The organism is Variovorax sp. GW821-FHT10C12 (assembly GCF_059415405.1).
In genome coordinates, this window is the sequence record NZ_JBWKNE010000024.1 from 1 (window position 1) to 1,280 (window position 1,280).

The 1,280-nt window shown below is 70.5% G+C and carries 1 protein-coding gene; it reads right to left on the bottom strand.

Translation table 11 applies throughout. The features are described from left to right. Positions 1 to 1,280: type VI secretion system Vgr family protein (locus AC07OH_RS31920; RefSeq protein ID WP_495303370.1), on the bottom strand; the 1,280-nt coding region annotated here is incomplete at both ends.

The following is a 1,280-nucleotide window of genomic DNA, read 5'->3' on the forward strand; positions in this document are numbered from 1 at the left end:
TCGCCCACGGGCTCCAGCTTCTGGCCGCCTGCGCCGTGGTACGTGCTCAGCAGCACGCCCTTGCCGCCGCGCAGGGCGGCATAGCCGTCGGTGCGCAGCTCCAGGCCCTGGCCTCGGAAGCTGCCGCGGAAGTTGTCGGCTTGGTGGATGAGGTGGCCCAGGTTCAACTGGCTGTGGGCGGTGCTCGCATGCAGCTGCACGCGCAGCTGCTGGTTCGAATCGTCGAACACCAGCTGGCTGAAGCCCTCGCCGCCGAACTCCTTGGTCTTGAAGCCGCTGAGGGCCGCAGCATTGCGGTGGCCCTTGTCGTCGGCGCTGGCGCCGTGCCAGGGCGGGGCATGGCCGGCAGCGAGGTTGGCCTGGGCGCTGGGCGAGGCGTTACCCGCTTGGGCGAAGACATCTTCATTGGTTTCACCGGCTCGCGACGCGCCGCCGGGCGTGGGGGCGATGCCGCCGTCGCCGCGGCCGTTGTACAGCGCACCGACGATGACGGGCTGGTCCACATCGAGGTCGACGAACTTGACCAGCACTTCCTGCCCGATGCGCGGCAGCCACTGCCAGCCCATGCCGGGGCCGGCCTGGCGTTGGGCCACGCGGATCCAGCGGGTGCTGCGGTTGTCCTGGGCGCTGTCACCGTTGTTGTTGCTGTTGCCGTTCTCGCTCGATCCGTTCTGCCAGTGGAAGCGCACGCGCACGTCGCCGCGGTCGTTGCAGTACAGCTCGTCGGCGCCATTGGGCGAGGTCTCGCCCGAAGGCCCGACCACGATGGCGCTGTGCACGCCGCTGGCCGTGGGCCTGGCGTGCAGGCGGGCACCGTCGGCCGCAGCCAGGGCCGGGCGCCAGGGGCGCGGGGCGTGCACGCCCGAGAAGCTGTTGGCGTAGCCCTGGGCCTGGGCGGTGGCCAGGCTCTGGGGCTGCGGGTAGAGGCTGTTGTCGTGGTTCGTTGCCACTGCTGCAGACACCAGCCCGAACACGTCGGCCTCGGCCGTCACGGGGGCGCAGGGCTGGTCGAACACGAGGTGTTCCGTCAGCTCACCCAGCTGCGCCGCAATCGATGCGGCCGTGTCCTTGGGCAGGTTGTTGATGCCCACGTGTTCGACGGTGTCCAGCAGCAGTGCCGGCCTGGCCTGCAAGCCCAGCGCGGGCGCGTCGTCGATCTCGATGCGCGTGCCCGCGCGCAAGGTGCGCACGGTGCTGTGGCCCAGCATCAGGTCGGCGCGGCATTCGGCCGCTTCCATCATCAAGGCGGCGTAGCGCTCGACGGTGCGGTTGGTGTCCCA